The 19,853-nt window shown below is 43.7% G+C and carries 16 protein-coding genes; 8 read left to right on the forward strand and 8 right to left on the reverse strand.

Features of this window, described 5'->3' with window-relative positions; all coding sequences use genetic code 11:
* The first annotated feature begins 349 nt into the window (after nt 1-349).
* Nucleotides 350-1,624: a glycosyltransferase family 4 protein gene (locus tag DW917_RS05335; RefSeq protein ID WP_118117017.1), complete on the forward strand. Its 1,275-nt coding sequence runs from the start codon at nt 350-352 to the stop codon at nt 1,622-1,624.
* A gap of 30 nt (nt 1,625-1,654) precedes the next feature.
* The gene (locus tag DW917_RS05340; RefSeq protein WP_118117018.1) at nt 1,655-2,431 is read left to right on the forward strand and encodes a glycosyltransferase family 2 protein; all 777 of its coding nucleotides are present in this window, start codon (nt 1,655-1,657) and stop codon (nt 2,429-2,431) included.
* Here the strand turns inward: DW917_RS05340 and DW917_RS05345 are convergent.
* The 3 genes from DW917_RS05345 to DW917_RS05360 all read right to left on the reverse strand — a co-directional run bounded on the left by DW917_RS05345 (nt 2,421) and on the right by DW917_RS05360 (nt 7,279).
* The gene (locus tag DW917_RS05345) at nt 2,421-4,862 is read right to left on the reverse strand and encodes a hybrid sensor histidine kinase/response regulator (RefSeq protein WP_118117019.1); all 2,442 of its coding nucleotides are present in this window, start codon (nt 4,860-4,862) and stop codon (nt 2,421-2,423) included. The genes DW917_RS05340 and DW917_RS05345 overlap by 11 nt on opposite strands.
* 207 nt (nt 4,863-5,069) lie before the next feature.
* Entirely contained in the window at nt 5,070-5,306 is a 237-nt protein-coding gene (locus tag DW917_RS05350) for a hypothetical protein (RefSeq protein ID WP_118117020.1), read from the reverse strand.
* Between the two features lie 521 nt (nt 5,307-5,827).
* A complete protein-coding gene (locus DW917_RS05360; RefSeq protein ID WP_118117022.1) occupies nt 5,828-7,279 on the reverse strand; it encodes a sigma-54 dependent transcriptional regulator in 1,452 nt (483 codons plus the stop codon).
* A 213-nt stretch (nt 7,280-7,492) separates the two neighbouring features.
* On the opposite strand from DW917_RS05360, the gene DW917_RS05365 reads away from it, so the two are divergent.
* Nucleotides 7,493-8,209 carry a NigD-like protein gene (locus tag DW917_RS05365; protein WP_118117023.1) on the forward strand — a complete coding sequence of 239 codons (717 nt, stop codon included), beginning with the start codon at nt 7,493-7,495 and terminating at the stop codon, nt 8,207-8,209.
* A gap of 90 nt (nt 8,210-8,299) precedes the next feature.
* Here DW917_RS05365 and DW917_RS05370 read toward each other — a convergent pair whose 3' ends face one another.
* Nucleotides 8,300-9,241: an RsiV family protein gene (locus tag DW917_RS05370; RefSeq protein WP_118117024.1), complete on the reverse strand. Its 942-nt coding sequence runs from the start codon at nt 9,239-9,241 to the stop codon at nt 8,300-8,302.
* Between the two features lie 257 nt (nt 9,242-9,498).
* Between DW917_RS05370 and DW917_RS05375 the strand changes: the two genes are divergently transcribed.
* The 3 genes from DW917_RS05375 to DW917_RS05385 all read left to right on the forward strand — a co-directional run bounded on the left by DW917_RS05375 (nt 9,499) and on the right by DW917_RS05385 (nt 12,000).
* Entirely contained in the window at nt 9,499-10,047 is a 549-nt protein-coding gene (locus DW917_RS05375) for a serine O-acetyltransferase (protein WP_167639470.1), read from the forward strand.
* Nucleotides 10,048-10,065: 18 nt separating this feature from the next.
* Complete coding sequence (locus DW917_RS05380) at nt 10,066-10,782, forward strand: 2-C-methyl-D-erythritol 4-phosphate cytidylyltransferase (protein WP_118117025.1); 717 nt, start codon at nt 10,066-10,068, stop codon at nt 10,780-10,782.
* A gap of 87 nt (nt 10,783-10,869) precedes the next feature.
* The gene (locus DW917_RS05385; RefSeq protein WP_118117026.1) at nt 10,870-12,000 is read left to right on the forward strand and encodes an NAD(P)-dependent oxidoreductase; all 1,131 of its coding nucleotides are present in this window, start codon (nt 10,870-10,872) and stop codon (nt 11,998-12,000) included.
* Nucleotides 12,001-12,026: 26 nt separating this feature from the next.
* Here DW917_RS05385 and DW917_RS05390 read toward each other — a convergent pair whose 3' ends face one another.
* Nucleotides 12,027-12,908 carry a phosphorylcholine transferase LicD gene (locus DW917_RS05390; protein ID WP_118117027.1) on the reverse strand — a complete coding sequence of 294 codons (882 nt, stop codon included), beginning with the start codon at nt 12,906-12,908 and terminating at the stop codon, nt 12,027-12,029.
* An 85-nt stretch (nt 12,909-12,993) separates the two neighbouring features.
* Between DW917_RS05390 and DW917_RS05395 the strand changes: the two genes are divergently transcribed.
* The gene (locus DW917_RS05395; RefSeq protein WP_118117028.1) at nt 12,994-14,442 is read left to right on the forward strand and encodes a lipopolysaccharide biosynthesis protein; all 1,449 of its coding nucleotides are present in this window, start codon (nt 12,994-12,996) and stop codon (nt 14,440-14,442) included.
* Between the two features lie 52 nt (nt 14,443-14,494).
* On the opposite strand, the gene DW917_RS05400 is transcribed toward DW917_RS05395, so the two are convergent.
* Both DW917_RS05400 and DW917_RS05405 read right to left on the reverse strand, forming a co-directional pair.
* Nucleotides 14,495-15,559: a glycosyltransferase family 2 protein gene (locus DW917_RS05400; RefSeq protein ID WP_118117029.1), complete on the reverse strand. Its 1,065-nt coding sequence runs from the start codon at nt 15,557-15,559 to the stop codon at nt 14,495-14,497.
* Between the two features lie 61 nt (nt 15,560-15,620).
* Entirely contained in the window at nt 15,621-16,961 is a 1,341-nt protein-coding gene (locus tag DW917_RS05405) for a DUF6080 domain-containing protein (protein WP_118117030.1), read from the reverse strand.
* Nucleotides 16,962-17,342: 381 nt separating this feature from the next.
* On the opposite strand from DW917_RS05405, the gene DW917_RS05410 reads away from it, so the two are divergent.
* Nucleotides 17,343-18,215, forward strand: coding sequence for a beta-1,6-N-acetylglucosaminyltransferase (locus tag DW917_RS05410; RefSeq protein ID WP_233524642.1), 873 nt, complete (start codon nt 17,343-17,345; stop codon nt 18,213-18,215).
* Between the two features lie 137 nt (nt 18,216-18,352).
* Here the strand turns inward: DW917_RS05410 and DW917_RS05415 are convergent, their stop codons facing one another.
* Nucleotides 18,353-19,849 (reverse strand): DUF6080 domain-containing protein, encoded by a 1,497-nt coding sequence (locus DW917_RS05415; RefSeq protein WP_118117031.1) that lies wholly within the window; start codon nt 19,847-19,849, stop codon nt 18,353-18,355.
* Nucleotides 19,850-19,853: the final 4 nt, after the last annotated feature.

Below are 19,853 nucleotides of genomic sequence, written 5' to 3' on the forward strand. Positions count from 1 at the left end.
TTAGGTTAGTAGTAATAGATTTAGGTTTTTAGTTATTAGGTTTTAAGGTAGATTGTTTAACAGATAGCTAAGGAGATCGTGAGATTACCTTTGGTTAAGAATTTTTTTTAAGTTAAACATATTGTATGCCGCAGCTCGAGGTGAGTTGCGGCATATTTTATTTTTCCCATTCTCATTCTTTCCCTCTCACCCTTTTCATCTCTTTCTTTCCTGACAATCTTTCTTTTATTTTTGAAAAAGTAGCTTTTTCTTTTTGTCCTTCAAGTAATTTGCATTATCTTTGCATTATCTTAATCTGCATTTGCAGCAAAACCCTTTGCAATAGGCGTAATAATAAAAGATAATAGGCATGAGAGTACTCATAGTAAATACAAGCGAGAAAACGGGAGGTGCTGCAGTTGCAGCCAACCGTTTGATGGAAGCCCTTAACAATAATGGTGTTAAGGCTAAGATGTTGGTGCGTGATAAGGCAACAGAGAATATCACGATAGCCAGTTTGCCGCATTCTCCTTTGCTGCAATGGCATTTTCTGTGGGAACGCTGGCGTGCTTTTTGGCATCTTCACTTCTCTTCCGTCCATCTTTGGGAAATAGATTTGGCTTGTGCAGGCTCTGATATTACCAAGTTGCGTGAGTTTAAGGAGGCTGACGTCATTCATCTGTCCTGGATCAATCAGGGAATGCTTTCACTGAAAAGTATTCGCAAAATTATTAAAAGCGGCAAACCTATTGTCTGGACTATGCACGATATCTGGCCTGCTACGGGCATCTGTCATTATGCAAGAGGCTGCAATCGCTATGCTTCTGCGTGTGGCAACTGTCCGCTCCTGCCTCATAAGGGCAGCAAGCATGACATTTCCAACAAGGTGTTCAGGCGCAAGAAGGAACTTTATCAGCATAGTAATATCTACTTCGTCACTTGCAGCAAGTGGCTGGAGCGGCAGGCTAAGAAGAGTGCCCTCTTTACAGGACTTCATCTCACCAATATTCCCAATCCGATAGATACGCGGGTCTTTTATCCTCATGACAAGGCTGAGGCTCGTCTGCGTGCCGGACTACCGGATGATAAGAAGATCATCCTCTTCGTTTCACAGAAAGTAACTGACGAGCGTAAAGGCATGAGTTTCTTCGTAGAAGCCATAGACAAGTTGGTAGCCCAGCATCCTGAAATGAAGGAAAATACGGTAGTGGCTATCTTGGGCGGTCATTCGGAAGATGTAGCAGAGAAACTGTCCTTGCCAGCATTCCCTTTAGGCTATGTGAGTGACGAGAAGACCATCGTTCAGATTTACAGTTCGGCTGATGTATTTGTGCTCCCTTCATTGGAGGATAATCTTCCGAATACGATTATGGAGGCGATGGCTTGTGGAGTGCCAAGTGTTGGATTCAAGGTGGGCGGCATTCCTGAGATGATTGACCATCAGAAAAATGGTTATGTGGCCAACTATCGGGATGCAGACGATCTGGCACAGGGCATGTATTGGGTTTTGGAGGAGGCTGATGCAGAGGTGCTCAAGAGCAACTGTCTGCAGAAAGTGGCCCACAACTATTCGCAGCATGCCGTGGCAATGAATTATATTGAGGTGTATAATCAGGCAATGGCTTACAAGAATTACAGTTTGTAGGCAATGGCCGTTGATAAAAGTAGAAACGTTATGATCAAATTTTCGATAATTACCTGTACTTACAATGCAGAGTCTGTCTTGCAGCGCACGTTGGATTCGGTGATGAAGCAGACCTGCTGCAATGTAGAACACCTGATCATAGATGGTAAGTCGAAGGATAAAACCTTGGCAATGGTCAAGGCTTACAAACATAAGAATGATGTGGGTGAAAGTGCCCATGAAATCCGGGTTTTCTCAGAACCGGACAAGGGACTTTACGATGCCATGAATAAGGGCATAGACCGTGCTACTGGCGACTATCTCGTGTTTCTGAATGCAGGAGATGTTTTTCCTTCCGCCGATACGTTGGAATACGTGGAAGGTTGTGTAGGTGAGGGAGAAGTACTGCCGGGCGTCCTTTATGGAGATACGGACATTGTGAATATGGATGGTCGCTTTCTGCGCCATCGCCGTCTTTCTCCACCCAAGAAGTTGACTTGGCGTTCTTTCATTTGGGGAATGTTAGTCTGCCATCAGTCTTTTTATGCCCGCACGGATATTGCCAAGAGTGAGCACTATGATTTGGATTACCGCTTTTCTGCCGATGTTGATTGGTGCATCCGCATGATGAAAGCATCCAAAGCCCATAAGTTGCCTTTGCGCAATGTAGGGGCAGTCATCACCAATTATCTGGATGGTGGAATGTCGGTGCAGAACCATAAGGATTCCCTGAAAGAACGCTTTCAGGTGATGAAACACCATTATGGTCTGCTGCCCACCTTGTTGGCTCATGCCTGGTTTCTCATCAGAGGCGTATTCAAGAAATAGCCCCTGATGATAGTTCTCCGAGGATATTTCGCAGTTCTTCGACAATGGTTGCGAGATATTCTCGGATTTTTTCTGTCTCTACCTCGTTGATATGTTCAGGAGCCAAAGCCTGCACCAGTTCCAGGTTCTCCATCTGTATCATGGAAGCGATAGGCAGCAACTTATGAGCCGCCTTTCCGATGTCTTTGCAAGGTAGAGTTTCTTGAGAAAGTGCATCCTGCATTTTTCTAAAATGTCCTTCCAGTTCCTGCTTTACGGTGCTGATGATTTCAGCAGCAGCGTCTTCGTCATCTTCAGCGAAAGCCAATAGTGGCTTGAAACGGACAGGGAACGTAGTTTTTCCTTTTTCTACTATCTGTTCCTTTTGAGAATCAACTCTTTCTACTCCCAAGATTTCTTCCAGTTTCTCCATAGAGAAAGGCTTGAAGAGACAATCGTCAAAACCTGCTTCATGCAATTTCGATTTGATACTTGTATCATGAGCCGTCATGGCAATCACCAGCATCTGACTGTGATTGATGTGCTTAATCATCTCCATACCATTCATTTCTGGCATTTCGATGTCCATCATCATCACCGCAGGTTGCTCATTGTGAAGTGCCGTAAGGGCTTCCGTCACATGATGGCAAGTGATTACCTTCCACGTATCACCTACTAGACGGCGCAACATCTCCTGCAGCAGTTGCAGCTGCAGAGCATCGTCGTCCAGAATGAGAATCTTGTGGTTGGTGAAATTCCGCTTCGTTTTCAGCCTGTCTTTTCCTTTAGATAATCTTGTTTCTCCTTCAATTTCTCCTATTCTTTCTGTTCCACTTATTCCATCATCTTCTATTCCTCTTTCAGTTCCTTCTTCTGCGTCAGCCTGTTGCTGCAATAGGATAGGGAAGGAAACGGTGAAGGTAGAACCTTTGCCCACCGCAGATTCGAGCTGAATCTTTCCGCCGAGCAAGGCTACCAGTTCGCGGGTGATAGACAGGCCCAGTCCTGTGCCCTCAATGCCCTGTGCGCCTTTGAGTCTGGTGAATGCCTGGAAAACCTTCTGTTTTTCCTCCGAGGTCATTCCCTTTCCCGTATCTTTCACCTGTAGAGTGAGTTCATAAGTATGCTTGTCGATGATGATGTTGTATTCATTTCTTGCCTGTCGGATAGAAGCCATGATATGTACGCTTCCCTGGTCTGTATATTTGATGGCATTGCTCACCAGGTTGTCCAGCACCTGTCGGATGCGGAAGTCATCACCTCTGAATATTTTTCCCCAGATATTGTCCTTATCTGCATTTTGGAACTCGCAGGAGATTGCTAACCCCTTCTTTTCTGCCTGTAGTCTGAGCCCTTCCACACTTAGTTTCACCAACTGTTCTGGCGAGAAATTGACAGGGTTCAGTTGCATGAGCCCGTTTTCCAACTGATGATAATCGAGAAGGGAAGCCACCAGTTGGGAAAGATGGCTGGCTGAGTTTTTGATATTGCTAAGACATGAAGTTCCCTTAGGATCGCTCACATACTCTTTCATCAGATCGATAAATCCGGAGATGGAGGCAGCAGGTGCCTTGATGTCGTGGGTGATGGTAAGGAGGAGTCTTTCCCTCTGTCGCATAATGCGCTGGATTTCCTTGTTGGCATTCTCCAGGTTTTCCCTATAGACACGCTCCTTCTTAGTGTCCTGGTAGATGTACCAGAGCAGGATGATGGCAGCAATGATGGCGATGATGGCAAGGAAGGCAATCTGCCATATCAACTGCTGGCGTGCTTCCATCGCCTTGTTGATGGCATGTTGCATGGATGTGCGCTCTTTCTGGTGTGCCTCATTCAACTTCTTGGCAGAACGCAGGGCAAGTTGCGCATTGACAAGCTGCAGATCCTCCATCTCCTTGTTCACGGCTTCACTATGGTGAGTTGAGACTTTCTTCTCTTTTTTCTCAATATCTTCCAGAATGTTGGCCACATTCTCTGCCACATTGATAGGCGTGGCTACAGAATCCACCACCGCCAGATTCGTATCTCTCTTTACGCTGATGGTTTCAGCATGTTCTTTCTTGAAAGCGTCGGCAAGGCGTCGGAAGAATCCTCTTCGGGTTTTCAGCACTTCTACCGTAGTGTGTTTAGCCTCGTGAGTCTGCGGGGCTTTCTTCTCTACCACAATGGAGTCTTTGCCCTTGCTGAGACTGTCCACCTTGGCGCGCAGATAGCCTTTGCTTGACTTACCTGCCAATGCCTCCGAGAGTTGCTTGAGATTATTCTGTTCTTCCTTGAGCAGTCGAGTCATCGTACTATCAGCCACATCCTGCTTCTGAATATATTCGCGGGAAGCCTGGTTGATGTCGTAGATAGACTTGGTATTGCTATATACGAGCACCATTGCCATGATGAGGACAATGGCAGTAGCTGTATAGCCGATAGCAACTTTTAAAGGGACATTATTTTTTTGCATGATAAAAAATCTTTTCTTAGATGCAAAGTTAGCTTAAAAAATCTGATTTACCATCTAAAAGTGAAGGAAAAAAAAGAAAATTGAGAAATAGAGGCCACATCGATACCCCCAAATACAAAAAAACAGGAGAACAAAGCCATGATAGCCTTTTATCTCCTGCCCGATTGAAAGCGACGTGTAATTATTTACTGTTTTTTGAAGGTGATGTTATTCTGCAGTAGCTGCTGAGTCTGTAGATTCAACTGGTGTAGCTGCTGTAGAATCCTGAGCAGCATTCTCTGCTGGAGTAACTTCATTCTCAGCTGGAGTTGCAGTTGTGTCGGCTGGAGCGACTGTGTCAACTGGAGCTGCGCATGATACACTTGCCATCTTGTTAGAGGCGAACACGTTGCTAACTGATACCATTACCAATGCTGCGATAGCTGCAAATACTAATTTCTTCATAATTGTTATGTTTTTAATTTGTGAATATATTATTTTATTTATTTCTCTTTTGTGAAGCGCCTTATGTACTTTTCGTCCCCTTTTTTGTGGAATTTTCCTTTCTCTTTGTGGAATTTCCTGTCTTTTTGAGGAACATTCAGTTCGTTTGCGTCTTCGCTTAAATATATCACAATAGCCGTGCCAAAAATATGAAGAAAATTGTAAGTGATTGATAAATAGCGTGTTATCTGTTCTTGCACCAAAAATAAGATGTGTGGAAGTGTGGGGAAAGTGTGGAAAAAGTGTGGAATATTTCCCCAAGAAGGTGAGGAATAGCTAAAACCCGAAATGATTTTGACCCAAAATGACCATGACCAAATGACCGGGGACCTTTATTTGGGTCGTCTATTAAGACCAAGATGGGTCGTCTATTAAGACCAACATTTTTCTTTAGAGGAAACAATTTTTTCGAGGAAATGAAAAGCGGTCATTTGGTCATGGTCATTTTGGGTCAAAATCATTTCCCGAAACCACTATTCACGCTATTGAGAATTTGCCCCGTATTTCTTGAGTTTGTTATAGAGAGTTTTCCTGTCTATAGCAAGCAGCTGCGCAGCTTTGCTCTTATTGCCGCCTGCTGCTTTGATGGCTGCTTCTATACGTTGCAGTTCTGTCTGTTCATCATGCAAGGTGATAGGGGCTTGTGGCTGAATCTGGCTCATGCATTGTTCAAGTTCATTCACGCTGATATAGTCTCCCTTGGCAAGCAGGGTGGCACGTTTCATCACGTTGTTGAGTTCTCGCAGGTTACCAGGCCAGTTGTAGGATGCAATTCTTTCCTTGGCTTTCCCATCCAGTCCCAATATCTGGCGTCCCAACTCTTTGTTGGCCTTTTTTATAAAGAGGTCTGCAAAGAGGAAGAGGTCTGTTCCGCGGTCTTTCAGCTCAGGCATATAGATTGTAAACTCATTGACGCGATGATACAGGTCTTCTCGGAAATTGCCTTCAGCCACTCGTTGGGCAAGATTTTCATTGGTTGCACATACGAGTCGGATGTCGATGTCTATTTCCTTGGTGCTTCCCAAAGGACGGATCTTCCGTTCCTGAAGAGCACGGAGCAACTGTACCTGCACCTCGTAGTTCAGGTTTCCCATTTCATCCAGGAAGAGTGTACCGCCATTAGCCATTTCAAAAGCGCCCTTCTTGTCTTGATCAGCACCGGTAAAGGCTCCCTTTGTGTATCCGAAAAATTCTGATGCAGCTACGTCTTTCGGAATGGCTCCACAGTCGAGCGCAAAGAATGGTTTTCCTGCCCGTTGGCTCAGATCGTGGATGCGGTGAGCCACATATTCCTTTCCTGTTCCGCTGGCTCCGAGGATGAGGACAGACATAGGAGTAGGGGCAACAAGCGAAACAAAATCGTACAGTTTCTTGGAGGCTTCGCTTTCTCCTTCCAGATATTTCGGAACATCCTGATTCTTAGAGCTCTCTGAGGATATCCCAGCTGAAGCACGGTTAGTCTGGCTCTTTGTTCTTTGTGAAACAGAAGAGGCGCTTTCATCTTCAGCAGATGAAGAATCTTGGCGTCTGACTCCTCGTTCTTCGCTCTTACCATCATTTTGTGCTTGTTTTCCAGCTTTCAATGCCTCTTGAATCTTCTCTAACAAGATGTCTGGATGGAAAGGTTTGGCAACATAATCAGTAGCGCCCGATTTCATGGCGAGAACAGCATTCTGAACTTCTGCATAACTGGTCATGACGATGAAAGGAATGGTGTAATCGTGTTTTTTGAGCCATTGCAGGAGAGTGAGTCCATCATGATCCGGGAGCCTGAGGTCGGACAAGACCAAGTCCCAGTGACTGTTGTCTTCAAAAAAATGCAATGCCGATTTCACCGAAGTCGCTCTTTCAACCTCGAATCCCTTTTTTCTGAGCCACGTCTGTATCATGGTTCCGAAAGCTAAATCGTCTTCTACTATCAATATTTTAGCCATGCTGTTACAATCTTTTTCTCTTCCGGAGGGCAGCTCCTTATGATGTTGGAGTGCTATTCCTTATTATATTGGTACTGTTTTGAATTGCAAATATACAGAAATAAAATGTATCTGACTACCCTTTTAACTTTCTTTTGCGTATTATGACGCAAGATTTACCAAACATTTGGTTTATAAGACAGATACGAGAAAAATTAATGAAATAAAAGTAATATGAAAAAGTTTAAGAAATGGGCTCTTGTAGCAATAGGAATGATGACGCTTGCCGTCTCTTTGGGTTCCTGCTCGGACGATGATAATGATTACTATTTGAGAACCGTTCCGAATGCTCTTGTTACGGTGAAGGTGACTGGAGATAGATGTTATTTTCAATTGGATGATCAGACAACATTGGCTCCTGGCAATATCAGTAAGAAACCTTTTGGGGATAAAGAGGTTCGTGCACTGGTCAACTATACGATGACCGACCGTAAAGATGATAAGTATGGAGCAGTGGTCAACGTCAACTGGATAGACAGTATTCTGACGAAGAAACCTGTACCTTGTCTGGCTACTCCAGAGGAGAATGATGCCAAGTATGGGCATGATGCAGTAGATATTGTGCGTGATTGGGTGACGATTGTAGAGGATGGCTATCTGACGCTGCGTTTTCGCGCCCTTTGGGGGAATGTAAAACCGCACTCTATCAATCTGATAGCTCATGTAAATCCTCAGAATCCATACGAGGTAGAGCTTCGTCATCATACGAATGGTGACCCTCAGTTGCGCTGGGGAGATGCTTTCGTAGCTTTCGATTTGAATGACGTTTTGCCGGACACTCAAGGTAAAAAGGTGAAACTTACTGTCAAGTGGAAATCTACTGTGGGCGATAAGACTGTAGATTTTGATTATTGTTCCCGCAAGTCGATGACGGCAGAAAACAATAACTGATGATATTTTATATATTGTGTATGAGGAAAGGAAGAGGGGCACGACCGTCATGATGATGGTTGTGCCCCTCGATTTTTTCTTTATCTAACTCTATTTGAGTAATTTCAGGGCTTCTGCTGTCAGATACGGCTTGATTTTATCTAAAGGAACTGTAAAGGAGACTAATCCCATAGCATAAGGTCCTATTTCATATTGCTGATAGATAAAATGTACTCCGTCTTTTGCCAGATATGGGGAGGAAGAAGGCAAAGGAATGATTCCGTTTTCTATAAACAGATAGTCGTTGAGCTGAGCATCTGTTATTTGTTCTTCATTTTCATTCTGTCCTTCGTTTCCTGTCTTTTCTTCATTTGCTGTTTGACTTTCATTCCCACTCTGTTGGTTCAAGTAACTTAATACCCCCTTGCGCAAAATCGGCTGTAAGTCCTTTACCCTGGCCGTATCTACCACCTGACTCAGTTTCTTACCCGTAGCCTTTACGATATTGAATGAGCGTTCGAAGGTAGAGCCATGAGCACCGGCAAGATAGGCATACGAAAGGCAATGATAAGTAACATAACTGTCCGTTTCAGCTTCCTTATTCAGCCTGATGTCGTAGCTCATATTTGCATTGGCACGTGGGTCGGCTTCCTTGAGGTCTTTCATCTGACTTTTCAGATAGGCAAAATTATCCTTGCAGTATTTTTCAATCACCAAATTCCCGTTGGCAAGATCGCCCTTGTAGCTTTCCTGCTTTTCTATCTCATCTCCATTTATGTTTCCAAGATACAGATTGGCTAATTCCTCATTGAGGATAGCTCTGATATTCTTTGAAAGTTCATTGGGTTCAGTTGGGTAATCCACGCTGATGGTGCATTGTACTATTTTGCCCTCTTGCAGGATGCAACTGTCTGTGTTGACTACGAGCGTGTCTGCAGCCTGCGCTTCCTTGATGTCGTTAGCAGCCTGTGCCTTTGTCGAACTGGCTTTGCATCCCATCATGATGCTGGCTACTAAGGCAAGTGTTATGAGTGATAAATGTTGCTTTTTCATCTGAATTCTGTTTTTAGTTGAAATATCGAGGGTAAAGGTAAGCTATTTCTTTGATAATTGTATCTTCTGTTCACATTTTTTAGAAAATAAAGTCTGAACTTGTCCATATTTTTGTATTTCTACCAAGAACTTGCTCCATTTTGTGCACTTCTATCAAGAACTCTCCCCATTTTGTGCTTGTAAATGCATATTTTGCAGTTAATAATTTTGCATTTTACAAGAATTATGTTACCTTTGCGCTTAAGTTTAGATTAGAAATGAATCCAATAACGCAAACCATCATCCTGTCGGCATCTGCGGTGAGAATGCTTCCGCACATTGCCTTGTATCTGCTTCATAAGAAGGAGATAGATGCCGATTTGTGCCAAGTGCAGGACAAGAAGCCTTCTGTCTTGAATTTTATCAAGGCGTGTACACGTGAACGCTCTTTTCGCAATCTTTTTTATTACCGCATGGGCGAATACCGCTCGGTATTTATCTCTTGGCTCTTGCCTCCAGAGCGAACTTTGAATATCTGGTGTCCTCGCATCGGAGAGGGTGCTCATCTGGAACATGCTTATGCTACGTATCTCAATGCAGAGGCTATCGGCAAAAATTTCTATTGTCTGCAGATGGTGACGTTGGGCAATGGGAAAGGCGGAAGACCTACCATTGGAGATGATGTGAAAATTTATACGGGGGCAACGGTTTTTGGAGGCATTCGTATTGGTAATCAGGTGACTATTGGAGCTGGAGCCGTAGTTTTCCAGGATGTGCCTGATGGCTGTACGGTTGTGGGAAATCCAGCAAGAATAGTTGAAAAATAATATAAAAATATAGAAGTTATGAATTATGCACTTATCATAGCAGGAGGTTCTGGTAACAGAATGGGTCAGGACATTCCTAAGCAGTTTATGCATGTGGATAATTGTCCGATTATTATCCATACGCTGATGGCTTTCCAAAAACATCCTGATATTCAGGGTATTGCCGTGGTATGTCTGGCTGGTTGGGAAACGGTTTTGCAGTCTTATGCCAACCAGTTTAATATTACCAAGCTGAAATGGATTTTCCCTGGTGGTAATAATGGTCAGGAATCCATTCATAATGGTATTTATGGTCTGAAAGAGGCTGGATGCAGTGATGATGACCTGATATTGGTACATGATGCGGTTCGTCCGCTACTTTCACAGGATATTATCTCTTCCAATATCGCTATTTGTCAGAAATATGGATATGCAATAACCGGCATCAAGTGTCGTGAGGCTATCTTGGAGAGTGAGGATGGATTTACATCGACTACAAGTATTCCACGTGACAAGTTGATCCGTACTCAGACTCCTCAAACCTTCCGCTTGGGCAATCTGATTGCTGCACATGAGGAGGCAATGGCGAAAGGCATTACCAATTCTGTGGCTTCCTGCACCTTGATGGCAGAACTTGGTGGCAGACAAATGCATGTTGTTCCTGGTTCTGAGAAGAATATCAAGATTACAACCATAGAAGACCTCGAAATCTTGAAGGCTTTGATGAAGGTTCAGCCTGAATCTTGGTTGAAGTAGATTTTATGGGATGTTGTAGATTCAATGGGTTGATACGGATTTAATGTCAGTAGATTTAATAGATTAAAAAATGTAAACAAATAGTTTATGGTAGAACATTCATCTTTTTCAGGTCATTCTCCTAATTCAGATTATTCTCCTTATAATCATGATATAAGGAGACTCTTTTCTGACGGATTGAATCTGGAGCGCCTTCGTGGTTCCCGTATTTTGGTTGTTGGAGCTACTGGGTTGATAGGAAGTTGCATTGTGGATGTTCTGATGCAAAATCCGGATAAATGCTATCAGGTTATTGCTTCAGGACGTAATCGCAATCGGGCAAAACAGAAGTTTGCTGCCTATTGGGAGGATGATTGTTTCTCCTTCATTGAGATGGATGTGACGCAGACGGTGCAGGAAAACCTGGAAGGACAGACCAATGAAAAAGCTTGCAGTTACTTATTGGAAAGGGTGGATTATATCATTGATGCTGCCAGTAATGCCAGCCCTAATTTCTTCAAACTGAAACCTGTGGAGGTCATGAAGGCCAATATCAATGGAGTTTCTCATCTGATGGAATATGGACTGGAACATGGTATGCGTAGGATGGTGTATGTTTCTTCTGGCGAAATTTACGGTGAGGGTGATGGCTCTGAATTTACAGAGATGAGCAGCGGATATGTGGATTGCGCCTCTGTTCGTGCCTGTTACCCTTCATCCAAACGTGCGGCAGAAACTCTGTGCATGTCTTATGTCGAAGAATATCATGCAGATGTGGTTATAGCCCGTTTGAGCCATACCTATGGTCCTGGATTTACTGAAAGTGACAACCGTGTATTTGCTCAATTCATCAGAAATGTATTGAGAGGAGAGGATATTGTTCTGAAAAGTAAGGGTGAGGCATTCCGCTCCTGGCTCTATGTTGTGGATGCTGCTCATGCTATTTTGCGTCTTCTGATGGATGGAGAGAAAGGAAATGCCTACAATGTGGCACACTCGGAGTCCAATATCTCCATTCGTCAATTGGCAGAGTTGATTGCTGGAAAGGCGCATCGTAAGGTCGTATTTGATATTCCCGAGGATGCTTTGCAGGGCAATACAACTCCTATTACCAAGGCTACGTTTAATACTGATAAGCTGAAGGCTTTGGGCTGGAAACCCTTGTTTGATGTAGAACAGGGTTTTGAGCATACTTTGGCGGAGTGTTCTGCTGGCAGCCATTCTTCTTCTAAGCAGTGAGATGGTGTCATAAGTCCAAGCCCCCCTTACTCTTTTGAGGAAAGTTTCTTTTTGATTTCGTCCCAGCTTTCTCTCTTTTCCATATTGAGATAATAGCGCAGGTGTTTTTCCACCCGCTGTTCTACAGGAGGGAACTGCATGTAGTCTCCAAAGAAATGGCGCAGGTATCTATCGGCTTCCTCTGGTAACAGTACGGTGGTGTCCTCGAAAGGAAACTCCTTACCCTTGCCAAGCCATGCTTTCGGGAAGATTTCCTTATAATGATACGAACCGGTGTTGACCAGTACATTTTTTGCCGTTTCGAAATCATAGCGATGACTCATCTCGTCCATTTGGCTGATCAGACGGTGGCGCAATCGGCTTCTGAAGAAAAACGCTAAGGTCTTGATGGCAAAACGTCCCCAGGTTTCCTTGTGAAGGAGCAGGGAAAGGTATTCTCCGAAAGTGTTGTGGGTAGTGACTGCGTTCAGGCGGTTGATGGTTTTGGAGTACTTGCGATACAAGGCTTTTGCTGTCTCCAGATCATCATCCGTAGCATCCAATGGGAAAATATCCACATAGAGTCCGATGATGCAAGGACGTTCTTTCTCCTCGATGAGAGTGGTTTCCCGATTGACAAGTTTGGAGAAGTAGAGCGGGTAGGATTCATTATTATAAGGAGTCACAACCTCATATTTGCCAAAATCTTCTTTCTTGGCAATCTCTAATAATCGGTCGTAATCCGGGCGCGGCATCAGTACATCAATGTCATCGTCCCACGGAATCATTCCATGATGGCGTGCAGCTCCGATGGCAGTACCAGCGCAGCAATAATATCTGAGGTTGTGAGTCTTGCAGATTTCCATGAATGCCTTCAATATGTCAAGAATCGTGGCATTCCATTCCTTTTTGATGCTTTTTATCTCCATGTTTTTTGTATTTATGGTTGCAAAAGTAAGCAAAAAGTTTTGAACTTCAAACTATTTGTGCTACTTTTGCAATAAAAAAGAAAAAATGACAGAAACATTGAAGGAAAAGACAGCCAAGGGATTGTTTTGGGGAGCTATGAACAGTGGTTCCACGCAGATACTGAATATTCTTTTCGGAATATTCCTGGCCCGATTGCTCACTCCTGCTGATTATGGAATCATCGGCATTCTTACCATCTTTACTCTCATTGCAGGTAATTTGCAGAGCAGTGGCTTTACGCAAGCCCTTGTCAATATCAAGCAACCTACCCACAATGACTACAATTCTGTATTCTGGTTTAATGTGCTCGTAAGTCTCACCATGTATGTGGTGTTGTTTTTCTGTGCACCATTGATTGCTGATTTCTTTCATCAGCCTTGTCTTACCTCCCTGTCCCGTTTTGTCTTTTTAAGTTTCTTCATCTCCTCCTTCGGTATTGCCCAGAATGGCTATATGATGAAAAACATGATGAACAAGGAAATTACCATTGTGAATTTCATGGCACTGATCTGTTCTAATATTGTAGGTCTGGTGCTGGCTTTCAATCAAATGGCTTATTGGAGTCTTGCCTGGCAACAGGTAATTTTTATCCTTGTGCTGAATATCGGAAGATATTATTATACGGGCTGGCGACCTAATTTCCAGATAGATTTCGGACCTGTCAGGAAGATGTTCGGATTCAGTGTCAAACTTCTGGTTACCAATATCATCAATACGGTGAGTACCAATGTGCTTACTTTTGTCTTCGGCCGTTTTTATCCTATCAATGATGTAGGCAACTATTCTCAGGCCTACAATTGGGATACGAAGGCCAACTCGTTTGTGGCCAATACGGTGGGACAGATTGCACAACCTGTACTTTCTTCTATTCGTGATGATCAGAACAGAGAAATGATGGTGTTTCGCAAGATGCTACGTTTTACTGCATTCCTTTCTTTCCCGTTGATGTTTGGTCTTACTTTGGTTTCTCGGGAATTCATCCTCATCACGATTCATGAGAAATGGATAGCCAGTGTGCCTCTGCTGCAGATTCTCTGCATAAGCGGAGCTTTTATGCCAGTTTATACGCTTTACCAGAATCTTGCCATCAGCCGTGGCAGGTCGGATGTCTATATGTGGTGCAATCTGGGGCAGGTCATCGGTTTGTTAGCTTTGGTGCTTTTCTGCCATCAGTATGGCATTCAGATGATGGTTGTTGCCTATACCTTATTTATTATAGGCTGGCTGGTAGTGTGGCAGGCAATGATTAAGCGCATTACGGGTTTGAGATTTCTGGATGTTGCCAAGGATATTTTACCTTTTATGCTTTGTGCGGCATTCACTATGGGAGTAACCTACCTGCTTACTCGTTGGCTGGAGAACATCTATCTCCTGCTTCTGGTTCGTCTGGTAATTTCTGCTGCCATCTATTTCTGCATCATGAAGTTGCTGAAAGTGCAGATTTTAGAAGAATGTCTGGCATTTGCGAAAAGTAAATTCCGCAAGAAATCGTAATTTGAATTTCCTGCGGAATCTATTTCCTGATTGTCTGGTATTTCTGTAAATCCTATTTCGTTCCCAACAATCTTCTGTATGAGAGATAGAGGAGATTGACGCAGTTTGCCGGAATACCCCATTTGATGAGTTGGATGACGAGCCGGATAATGCGACTGTGTGGGATATAGTTCAGAGATTTATCTACTTGAGCCAGACTGATCTTGGCATTTCTTGCCCACCGGTAAGCATTTACTACACCGATGTCAATGGCTCTCCGGTAAGTGTTTGCCGTGTCATATTTCTCAAAGAAATCTATCAGATGTCTGGTGGATTTGAAATACGAAAGAAGATTCTTCTCGGATATGTTGTGATTGTAGGAATTGATATTATCTGTACGATAATAATAGACTACATCATTGATGCAGACCTTGTGATTTCCATTTTTTTTGCTTCCAACTTTATGATTTCCAACTTCTCTTGTCTGTGGGCTTGCGTTGTTTGCAGTCCTCTTGTCCTGAATGGAATGATAGAGAAATTGGGCATTCCAGAAGAGATCTTCAGCATAGTTGATTCCTTCTTCAAAGAAGATTTCATGTTCCATGATCATCTGTCGTCTGTAGAGTCTTCCCCATAACCGGTTTGTGATGATGTTCTGGCAGATGAGCATTTTGAGGAACACCTCTCCATTTTCAGTAAAGGGTCTTTGAGGTTCTGAGGCCTTTCCGCTGTTCCATTCACAGTAGCTTCCGTCTATCAGGTCCGCCTGTCCTTGCGTATTTTCCGTCAGACCTGTCTGTCCCTTTGTATTTTCTATCAGTTTTTCCACTGCATTTTCAGGCAGGAAGTCGTCACTATCTACAAACATGATGTAGTCGCCGTGTGCAGCCATGAGTGCGTTTTGTCTTGCCGCTCCCACGCCCCTATTTTTCTCATGATGGATGATGCGTATCTGCGAAGCCCTTTCTGGATATTCTTGGATGAGAGATTCCAGAATGGAGATACTGCGGTCGGGCGTACAGTCGTCCACAAATATGTATTCGATTTGTGCATACGACTGCCCGAACAATGAGCGGGCACATTGTTCGATATATTTTTCTACTCCATAGACAGGAGTCAGGATACTGACCGTTAGCATACGCTTTTCTTCTTTTAGAATATTGATATTATCTTCTTTTTTCCTGATTCACTTCTACTTTCTATCTTGTAAGATAGTCGAAAATCAGTGTACTGTTGTAGAAGAATAGGAAGATGGCTAAGATTGCCAATGCCGGGCGCAAGAACTTGGTATATTTTTCCTTGCCTTGCTTGAGAATATATCCGATGGCAATAGGGATGATGAAAGCCCAGTGGGCTGCCATGATGTAAACTTCATTCAGTCCGAATCCCATTACCAGATGGATGAAAGCATCGCAGAGCACCCAAGAACCTGTGAGCCACAGGAATGGGGAACGTCTGCCCAACCATAGACCCGTAATCAGTAGGGCTACGATTGCTAGTTCTATTATATAAGGTATAGGAGTCTGGTATTTAACGAATATCGGTCTATGACTATGAATATCCTCCAGCAGATGTTCCTTGTGCAGCATCAGCGATTCGCCGAATACATTTTCTATCAGTGATTCAGAGCGGGAAACCGACATGTCTGCCCATTTCAGCATGCCTTTCTGCTGAATGTTCTTGCCGGAAATTTCCTTATCATGAGCCTCTTTCTGTGCCATTTTTGCTCTGAAAGTACTGTCCTTGGCAGCCTTTTTCTGTACCAGGCGCAAACCTTCCTGACGGTTGGGAATAATGAAGGCGCGGTTCTGATAAATTCCTGCAGCTCCTATCAGCAGTGTAGGCAGGATAATTCCTAACGCCAGATATTTCGGACGGAAGAGTTTCTTGCCGTTGGTGAAAAGGGCGGCAAGGAAGGTTTTGGCTCCATTGCTGAGTGTGATTCCTGCCGTAAAGAAGAAAAGAAGGGCGCATTGCCACCAGGGCATTCCTCGGTGCAGCTGTTGCTGGCGACCTGCCAGATAAAGCGTCATCGACAGGAAAAAGAGTGACATTCCGAAGTGATCATCTACGAAAGTAACCAGCAGAACGTAGGCGAAGGAAAAGAGCAGGAATGTGAGCAGATTACTGTCGGCAGCCTTCAGTTGCATGATCTCCCTGAATATCCTTCGTATGAAAATCGTGGAATAGGTGCCCAGGAAAGTCATCATCACAGCCACGATGGTAGTGGCGCAATTCCTGGAAGTCAGTTCCATCAGCCATTCATTGAGCATCGTCAAAGGATAGAGAAAGAAGGGAAGCATCGGATGCCTGTATTCCGTATAATACACTTTCCATTTGGAGAGTGTGAGATAAGTATATGGGTCGAACCCCGATACCTGGAAATTTTTGGTAAAGATGGTCCAGTAACCTACATTTCCATTCTTGCTGAAATCTGCATAGTGGTAGGTTACCATCAGCACGTTGAAGGCAACAATGAGCAGGAAGGCTACGAGCGCAAAGAGCCTTTCTTCTTTCTTAATCTTGAATATATTGTTCATCCTTGAATATTATTGTTTATTCTTGAATATGTTTTTTGTTGAAACGATTTCTTTATCTTGCAAAAGTAATTGTTTTTTTTGAATATTCAAAATGATAGGTTTTATTTTGTGTGATTTTATGTAAAAAACATGTTTTTGTTTTGAGTTCTCTCTGATTTAATGTATCTTTGCGATTGTATTGGTATCAGGCGCACTGTCAAGACTGGTTGTTATGTCATCGCGGATAGTAGTACTTACTTTGCCGATGCAGTAGCATATGGGAACATTTTTCAACCGTACAGTTAGAATTTATTTCTGGTTGATACCGTGTGTTTTTCTGAATAATATTGAATATATTTTTCAGGATGATATTGAATATATTTCTGAATAATAATATAGAATATGATGAAACATGCTTTTTTGATAATGGCTCACAATAACCTGGAAATTCTGCAGACGTTAGTTTCCATGTTGGATGATGAGCGCAACGATATTTTCCTGCATATTGATCTCAAGTCGAATATGCTCGCAAACCATCCTATGTCCACCTCCAAGGCTCGCCTTTTTGTTTTGGAACATCGGGTGGATGTGCGTTGGGGTAATCTCAGTCAAATTCGAACTGAATATGCTTTGCTTGAAGAGGCTTTGAAGCATGGATCATACGAGTATTATCATATTCTTAGCGGACAGGATTTGCCTATCAAGACGCAGGATGAAATCCACCAGTTCTTCCATGAACACAGAGGCAAGGAGTTTGTGGGCATCAATCGTGGTGAAGAATTTGAGTGGGATTGCCGCCGCAAGATGATGAGATGCTGGTTTCTTACTCGCTATACACGCACCAGATGGGGCTGGTTCAATGGAATTATCAGGCGCATCAATAAGTATCTTTCGCTCTGCCTGATGCCTTTTGTTCACCGCTCGAAAATGGATTTTGCCAAGGGAGCCAACTGGGTAAGTATCACACAGAAGTGTGCTGAGTATGTGGTCAGCCAGAAGGCGTTTGTACTCAGCCGATTCAATTTCACTTTCTGTCCCGATGAGTTCTTCCTGCAGACCTTAGTATGGAATCATCCGGAATTCCGACAGGCATTGTATTCTGAAACAGATGAATATGAGGGGTGTATGCGACTGATAGACTGGAAACGGGGCAATCCTTATGTCTGGACATCGGCAGATAAAGAAGAACTTCTGCATTCCAATCGCCTTTTCGCCCGCAAGTTTGACTTGAAAGATCGGGAAATCATAAAATGGGTAAAGGAAACTTTCAGTTGAGAGTTTCCTTTACCCATCTTTATTTTCTTTTTGGGGATTCCTCGTCCCGTTTTCCTTTTTCTTCTTATTCTTTCCTTTTTTCTTAGGGCATTCTTGGAGCGATTCTTATTTGCCCCTTTATTTTTCGTTTCCCAGCCTTAACCTATCATATAATTAACCAGCAGATAGCCGTTGCTTATCCATAGATAGAGTGTGAGGGCGAGGAGCAATCCTCGGAGTCCCCATGTTTGCCAATTCCCGGAACGCCTTTTTCCAGACAGGTTTCCATCTTTTTCCACTTCTGCCTGATATCGGGTTCCTGTTTTTTCCACCAGAAAGCCGATAGCGATAGGGAGAGCATACATATAATGGGCTGTCATGATGTAAACCTCATTGATGCCGAATCCCAAACCGATGTGTAGAGCAAAATCGAAGAGGAAGAACATCATCGTGAGCCACAGAAAACGTGACTTCCTGCCAGCAATGAGTCCGAGGATAAACAGAATGACGATGATTCCTTCCACGACGTAGTTGACTGGCGATTTGTATTTTACGATGACTGGTCGGTCACGGAGAACATCGCCCAGCAGATGATCCTGATGCAGCATGATGGCTTCTCCGAAGAAGTTTTCCACCATGGTCTCACTCCTTGAAGTCGAGATGTCTGTCCAACTGCTGAATTCTCCCTTGGCAATCGGTTTTCCCTTGTTCTTGTTCCATATCTGCTTATGGTCTCTTACATATTTGTCGCGTGCTTTCTGTTTCACGATTTTCTTCACGGCAATAGCCACGTCAGCTGAATCTTTTACCTGGGCAGTATCCTTGTATTGCTGCGTGAGCTTTTCTCGGGCTTCCTTGTCTTTCTTCATCTTGATTTCCTTGCGTGCCATTTCCTTAGGCCATACGAAGGTGCGGTATTCCCAACGTGCAAATCCCCAGATGACAGCCGAAGGCAGAATGACTCCTAAGAGGAAGTATTTGATGCGGAAGAAGTGCTTGCCATTGGTAAAGAGGGCGGCGAGGTATGTCTTCAGTCCGTTGTTGAGCGAAACTCCTGCCGTAAAGAGGAAGAGGAGAACCGTTTGCCAAATGGTGAGCTTTCTTCCCTTTTTGATGCAGACACCCGTGATGTAGAGCGTGGTGAGCAATATCATCATCGACATGATGAAATGGTCGGGCACCATCGCCGACACCATGACGTATGCAAACGAGAAGTAGAATGCTGAAAGCAGATTGGCATCCCAGCGCTCTGTACCGATCACTTCCCTGAATATTCTGTAGAGGAAGATAAAGGAGTAGAAAGCGCAGAATACGAGAATAGCTCCCACGATGTATTGCACGCAGTTATAGCCCGTCAGCATCATCAGTCCCTGGTTGATCTGGTTGGGAATGTACATGAAAAATGCCAGCAGTGGATGGCGATAGACATTATATTCCGTGTTCCACTGCGAAACTGCCGCATAGGTAAGTGGGTCAAAACCAGCTACATGGAAGGCCTTGACAAAGAGCTTGTGGTAGTTTTCCGAGAGTTGGGAAAACTGGTTGTTGTACTTGATGATGGTCAGCGCATTGAGGACGATGGAAACGAACAGCGCTATAATGGCCGACCATTTTTCCTCTCCCTTGATGCGGAAAATATCGAATACTTTTTTCATGAAT

The sequence above is a fragment of the Prevotella sp. AM42-24 genome (assembly GCF_003461825.1).
Classification (GTDB): Bacteria; Bacteroidota; Bacteroidia; order Bacteroidales; family Bacteroidaceae; genus Prevotella; species Prevotella hominis.

Excerpts from the sequence above, each read along its gene's own strand:
- DW917_RS05335 (WP_118117017.1), top strand. The coding sequence starts at position 350 with ATGAGAGTACTCATAGTAAATACAAGCGAGAAAACGGGAGGTGCTGCA.
- DW917_RS05340 (WP_118117018.1), top strand. The coding sequence starts at position 1,655 with ATGATCAAATTTTCGATAATTACCTGTACTTACAATGCAGAGTCTGTC.
- DW917_RS05345 (WP_118117019.1), bottom strand. The coding sequence starts at position 4,862 with ATGCAAAAAAATAATGTCCCTTTAAAAGTTGCTATCGGCTATACAGCT.
- DW917_RS05350 (WP_118117020.1), bottom strand. The coding sequence starts at position 5,306 with ATGAAGAAATTAGTATTTGCAGCTATCGCAGCATTGGTAATGGTATCA.
- DW917_RS05360 (WP_118117022.1), bottom strand. The coding sequence starts at position 7,279 with ATGGCTAAAATATTGATAGTAGAAGACGATTTAGCTTTCGGAACCATG.
- DW917_RS05365 (WP_118117023.1), top strand. The coding sequence starts at position 7,493 with ATGAAAAAGTTTAAGAAATGGGCTCTTGTAGCAATAGGAATGATGACG.
- DW917_RS05370 (WP_118117024.1), bottom strand. The coding sequence starts at position 9,241 with ATGAAAAAGCAACATTTATCACTCATAACACTTGCCTTAGTAGCCAGC.
- DW917_RS05375 (WP_167639470.1), top strand. The coding sequence starts at position 9,499 with ATGAATCCAATAACGCAAACCATCATCCTGTCGGCATCTGCGGTGAGA.
- DW917_RS05380 (WP_118117025.1), top strand. The coding sequence starts at position 10,066 with ATGAATTATGCACTTATCATAGCAGGAGGTTCTGGTAACAGAATGGGT.
- DW917_RS05385 (WP_118117026.1), top strand. The coding sequence starts at position 10,870 with ATGGTAGAACATTCATCTTTTTCAGGTCATTCTCCTAATTCAGATTAT.
- DW917_RS05390 (WP_118117027.1), bottom strand. The coding sequence starts at position 12,908 with ATGGAGATAAAAAGCATCAAAAAGGAATGGAATGCCACGATTCTTGAC.
- DW917_RS05395 (WP_118117028.1), top strand. The coding sequence starts at position 12,994 with ATGACAGAAACATTGAAGGAAAAGACAGCCAAGGGATTGTTTTGGGGA.
- DW917_RS05400 (WP_118117029.1), bottom strand. The coding sequence starts at position 15,559 with ATGCTAACGGTCAGTATCCTGACTCCTGTCTATGGAGTAGAAAAATAT.
- DW917_RS05405 (WP_118117030.1), bottom strand. The coding sequence starts at position 16,961 with ATGAACAATATATTCAAGATTAAGAAAGAAGAAAGGCTCTTTGCGCTC.
- DW917_RS05410 (WP_233524642.1), top strand. The coding sequence starts at position 17,343 with ATGATGAAACATGCTTTTTTGATAATGGCTCACAATAACCTGGAAATT.
- DW917_RS05415 (WP_118117031.1), bottom strand. The coding sequence starts at position 19,849 with ATGAAAAAAGTATTCGATATTTTCCGCATCAAGGGAGAGGAAAAATGG.